This window comes from Chlorobaculum sp. 24CR, assembly GCF_004118635.1.
Classification (GTDB): Bacteria; Bacteroidota; Chlorobiia; order Chlorobiales; family Chlorobiaceae; genus Chlorobaculum.
The window spans coordinates 1-422 of sequence record NZ_SDGU01000111.1; the positions used below are offsets into that span (position 1 = coordinate 1).

Annotated in this window: 1 pseudogene; it reads left to right on the plus strand. The window is 59.2% G+C overall.

Annotated features, from left to right (window positions below):
* Positions 1-228: pseudogene (locus EST62_RS13240) on the plus strand (dissimilatory-type sulfite reductase subunit beta); the annotation flags it as partial.
* Positions 229-422: the final 194 nt, after the last annotated feature.

Sequence of the window (422 nt, forward strand, 5' to 3'; positions counted from 1 at the left end):
CTGCCGAACAATCCGCCGCGCTGGCCGGAAGTGACCGAAGTGGTCGGCCGCATCCTCACCGCCTACAAAGCCGGAGGCCGCCCGTGGGAGCGAGTTGGCGAATGGATCAACCGCATCGGCTGGAAGCGCTTCTTCGCAGAGACCGGCCTTGAGTTCGACGACAACATGATCGACAGCTACCGTCACGCCCGAACCACCTTCAACCAGTCGGCGCACATCCGTTTTTAAGCTGAACAGCAAAGGAGCAACCTCATGAATGCAGAATCAAACCCGATTCTCGATTTTGCGACAGAGTACGTCTTCCCTGCCTTCAGCGAACTGACAGGGACCGATAAAATTGTCGCCTTCGGGGATCAGAGCCACAAATGCCCGGTCTATGTAAGGCAGACCCCGCCCTGCACCGCCGAGTGCCCGGCAGGCGA